Source organism: Escherichia sp. WS547 (genome assembly GCF_046486065.1).
GTDB lineage: Bacteria > Pseudomonadota > Gammaproteobacteria > Enterobacterales > Enterobacteriaceae > Escherichia > Escherichia coli.
In genome coordinates, this window is the sequence record NZ_JBJQMA010000052.1 from 1 (window position 1) to 4405 (window position 4405).

Sequence of the window (4405 nt, forward strand, 5' to 3'; positions counted from 1 at the left end):
CGTTCCCCATTGGGACCCCCTTTTGATTTCTTGTTTGACACTTGCAGTTGCCAGACCGCAAGGTGTTTTAACAAATCAAAAGGGGTTTTAATAACTGGCTTAAAGCTGAAAACTTTCCGGAACCCCCAGCCTAGCTGGGGGTTTTCTGTGCACAGCAAAACGCGAGGTCTTAGCCTCGCGTTTGTCTTTTACATCAATGGCTTTTGACCCCGCTGCCACCAGCGTAGCAACAATCGATCGGCGCTCTCTGCCGCGCTGCCGGTGAATCGGTCAATGAGTCGTTTACGCTGCATATAGCGTACATTGACCACTTCACGGCCTTCCATCAGGCTAAGAATAACTTCATCACTGGTGTTGATTTCATCAACCAGGCCTTTCTCTACCGCCTGTTGTCCGTACCAGTGTTCACCCGTTGCCACCTGTTCAATATCCAGAGACGGACGCATACGCTTCACAAAATCTTTAAATAACTGATGCGTTTCGTTCAGCTCTTCGCGGAATTTCTCCCGCCCTTCTTCGGTATTTTCACCCAGCAACGTCAGCGTGCGCTTATACTGCCCGGCGGTGTGCAGTTCGATATCAATATCTTTGCTTTTCAGGAAGCGGTTAAAGTTGGGCATTTGCGCCACCACGCCAATAGAACCCACAATAGCAAACGGTGCGGAAACAATTTTGTCTGCCACACAGGCCATCATGTAACCGCCACTGGCAGCAACTTTGTCTACCGTAACAGTTAAAGGAATGTTTTTATCACGCAGACGCTGCAGCTGCGAAGCCGCCAGCCCGTAACCATGCACCATGCCACCAGGGCTTTCCAGACGTAGCACAACCTGATCCTGCGGTTTGAATGCTGCGAGTACCGCCGTTATCTCTTCACGTAGCGAGTTCACTTCATGGGCGTCCATGCTGCCTTTAAAATCCAGCACCCAGACGCGAGGTTTACTGTCAGTTGCCACCTCGCCCAGTTTGGCTTTCGCTTTTGCTGCTTTCGCTTCTTGTTTGTGCTTTTTCTTCTGCGTTTTGTGCCACTGTTTTTGCTGATGAGTGTCCATCAGCGCCGCAGCCAGTTCTTCTTTCATCTCCTTATACTGTTCGCTGATATTGTTGACCCGTAACTCGCCACGCTGGCGTTTATTACGTTGAGCAACATTGACAATAATGGCGGCAATCGCCGCAATCGCTAGCACAACGGTAACGATTTTCGCCAAAAACAAACCATATTCAGACAACAATTCCACGAGTCCCCACCTTGGTTAAACAACGCTTTGGCTCACAGTTTACAACAGGCATGTTAAGCCGTCTCGCAGAGATGTTATTGCAGCGAAAGTATGACAAAGTATCCATTTTGCGGTGTTATCGCCCCAGGCTGATTGAAATGCCCTTCTGTTTCAGGCATAAAGCCCCAAAGTCATAAAGTACACTGGCAGCGCGACAGACAACGTCGTTGAGGAGTAGCCATGCATTACCAGCCAAAACAAGATTTACTCAATGATCGCATTATCCTGGTGACGGGAGCCAGCGATGGTATTGGCCGTGAAGCCGCGATGACGTATGCACGCCATGGTGCGACAGTGATTCTGTTGGGCCGTAATGAAGAAAAATTACGTCAGGTAGCCAGCCACATAAACGAAGAAACTGGACGTCAGCCACAGTGGTTTATTCTCGATTTGCTGACCTGCACGTCCGAAGATTGCCAACAACTGGCACAGCGCATTGCCGTTAATTATCCGCGTCTGGATGGTGTTTTGCATAATGCCGGATTGCTCGGCGATGTTTGCCCAATGAGCGAACAAAATCCGCAGGTCTGGCAGGACGTCATGCAGGTCAACGTTAATGCCACCTTTATGCTCACCCAGGCACTGCTTCCTTTATTACTCAAATCGGACGCCGGTTCACTGGTCTTTACTTCATCAAGCGTTGGACGTCAGGGACGAGCCAACTGGGGCGCATATGCAGCGTCGAAATTTGCCACCGAAGGGATGATGCAGGTACTGGCCGATGAATATCAGCAGCGCCTGCGCGTCAACTGCATTAACCCAGGCGGTACGCGCACCGCAATGCGGGCCAGCGCCTTCCCGACCGAAGATCCACAGAAACTTAAAACACCCGCTGATATCATGCCGCTCTACCTCTGGCTGATGGGCGATGACAGCCGCCGTAAAACCGGCATGACCTTTGACGCCCAACCGGGCCGTAAACCAGGAATTTCCCAATGAGTGATGAACGCTACCAACAGCGTCAGCAGCGAGTGAAAGAAAAAGTCGATGCTCGTGTGGCCCAGGCCCAGGATGAACGCGGTATTATCATCGTTTTTACCGGCAATGGAAAAGGCAAAACCACCGCGGCATTTGGTACGGCAACTCGTGCAGTAGGCCATGGCAAAAAAGTGGGTATCGTGCAGTTTATTAAAGGCACCTGGCCTAATGGCGAGCGCAATCTACTGGAGCCACATGGCGTTGAGTTTCAGGTGATGGCAACGGGCTTTACCTGGGATACACAAAATCGCGAATCTGATACCGCGGCCTGCCGTGAAGTCTGGCAACATGCCAAACGAATGCTGGCCGATCCTTCACTGGATATGGTTTTGCTCGATGAGCTGACTTATATGGTGGCGTATGATTATTTGCCACTTGAAGAAGTGGTGAAGGCGTTAAATGAACGTCCACATCAGCAAACCGTCATTATTACGGGTCGTGGTTGTCATCGGGATATACTTGAACTGGCGGATACGGTAAGTGAATTACGCCCCGTGAAACATGCGTTTGATGCCGGTGTAAAAGCGCAGATAGGGATTGACTACTAAGTGAAAGCACCTCAAAAGAAGCCTCTTGAGGTGCTTTAATCATGATTATATTCAAGCGGCAATAGCGAAATTCAGAATACGTGTAATCTCATTCAAATGTCCCGGATATGCTTCATGATTCTCAGCGTCAACATCTTCAATAAATAATATCAGTTCAGTAATTAACGCATTAGCATCGTCATAATTTATCCCGGCTAACTCTGGCGAAGTTTCAGTACCATAGTTAATCGTCAGGTTGTTCATAACTGTGAGGATATGGATAAAATATTTATGACAAACATTACATGTGGTTTTATTACCCAAAGTATTATACAGCATATCAAGTAATGCCAGTATTCTACGGTTTTGCACATCGTTCATAAAAAGCCTCCTATAACATTATTCCGCTGGCAATAAGTAATTTTGCCAGCCCCTCAGACGCCTTTAACCCACTAATGACCTGTGCGCGTAATATTTCATTTAATCTTTTTTGTTCAGCTGCCGTGCGTGTTTTATTAACGTATAAGCTTTTTAGATAATCACCCTTATCTATAAAGGCATTTAAAGCCTCAATCGCAGGCATGGCAGGTGCCGATGCCTGTAGTCTGGTTTCATTCACATTGATTACTGAACTTAGAAACTCCTTCCTGTTTTTCAGAGTGTTAAACTCTGTATTCTTAGAGTTTTTAGATGCTGTATTATAATAAAACATATTATCATGCACATTCGCAAAGGTATAATTTTCAATCTTATTGCTTTTTGTATAAATATCATTGCGCAAAACCGCCATGTTCTTTATAAGTCTTACCCAGTTTTCATCTGCCGTTTTGCCTATTTTTCCAGAATTGACTTTAATTATATATAACTCATTGAAATAATTTACCAAATCTTTAACCGCTGCTGCAGATTGAGCTAAATCTTTGCTATGTGAAACACCAAGTAGTGTTTGTGCGTTGTTTGCGTGATCCAGAGCCTGTTTAAGTAATGCCACTTGCTGACTTTCCGTAGTTGCCATATCCTTTGTCAGAAGTTCCACATAAGCGCTCATGCTATTAATGACTTCCATTGAAGCCAGTAATTTTTCTTTCTCGAAAGGGACTAATTGTACTTGTTTTGTATTTGGCCCTGAACGCTGGCATAATTTTCCGCCATTCCCATCACCGCCTATATCAATGGTATAATCAGGTCGCAGAGCACAATCCGGATTAGTCGCGTAGAAATTAACAAGGAAGTTTTCACGAGAAGCATAGTATTGTTTAAAGAAACTTGCATTCGCCGCTACTGCTTTGTTACCCGCAGTAATAACAGTTTCAGCTTGTTCGTTTTTCAATGCTTCAGTTGCACAACCTGAAAGCATTAACAGCGATAGAAATATTCCACTATATCTAATCATAACCCACCTCTTGACGTTGAGTTTATCTCAGATAATTAAATAGTAATGTGGCTATTTCCGGGTATTATTCATAAGCAAGTATGAAATTAAATTAAAATACTGCGACTATTTATCATGCTTCAAATAAATATCCTCCGGCATAGCCGGAGGTTTTTCAAATGCGCCTATAAGGCTCTCTTACCAGCCGCGCCCTAACAGGCGCACACGATCTGACATTTGCATCCAACTTC

At 45.8% G+C, this 4405-nt stretch carries 5 protein-coding genes; 2 read left to right on the top strand and 3 right to left on the bottom strand.

Features of this window, described 5'->3' with window-relative positions; all coding sequences use genetic code 11:
• Positions 1-188 precede the first annotated feature (188 nt).
• A complete protein-coding gene (gene sohB, locus ACJHWK_RS23800; protein ID WP_001523120.1) occupies positions 189-1238 on the bottom strand; it encodes a protease SohB in 1050 nt (349 codons plus the stop codon).
• A 219-nt stretch (positions 1239-1457) separates the two neighbouring features.
• Between sohB and ACJHWK_RS23805 the strand changes: the two genes are divergently transcribed.
• Both ACJHWK_RS23805 and cobO read left to right on the top strand, forming a co-directional pair.
• Complete coding sequence (locus ACJHWK_RS23805; protein WP_170886206.1) at positions 1458-2216, top strand: YciK family oxidoreductase; 759 nt, start codon at positions 1458-1460, stop codon at positions 2214-2216.
• Complete coding sequence (cobO, locus tag ACJHWK_RS23810; RefSeq protein WP_001278881.1) at positions 2213-2803, top strand: cob(I)yrinic acid a,c-diamide adenosyltransferase; 591 nt, start codon at positions 2213-2215, stop codon at positions 2801-2803. The genes ACJHWK_RS23805 and cobO overlap by 4 nt, the downstream gene beginning before the upstream one ends.
• Positions 2804-2854: 51 nt before the next feature.
• On the opposite strand, the gene ACJHWK_RS23815 is transcribed toward cobO, so the two are convergent.
• Together ACJHWK_RS23815 and ACJHWK_RS23820 are read right to left on the bottom strand one after the other, a co-directional pair.
• The gene (locus tag ACJHWK_RS23815) at positions 2855-3163 is read right to left on the bottom strand and encodes a hypothetical protein (RefSeq protein WP_001000710.1); all 309 of its coding nucleotides are present in this window, start codon (positions 3161-3163) and stop codon (positions 2855-2857) included.
• A 10-nt stretch (positions 3164-3173) separates the two neighbouring features.
• Positions 3174-4175 (bottom strand): hypothetical protein, encoded by a 1002-nt coding sequence (locus ACJHWK_RS23820; protein WP_000622026.1) that lies wholly within the window; start codon positions 4173-4175, stop codon positions 3174-3176.
• Positions 4176-4405 lie beyond the last annotated feature (230 nt).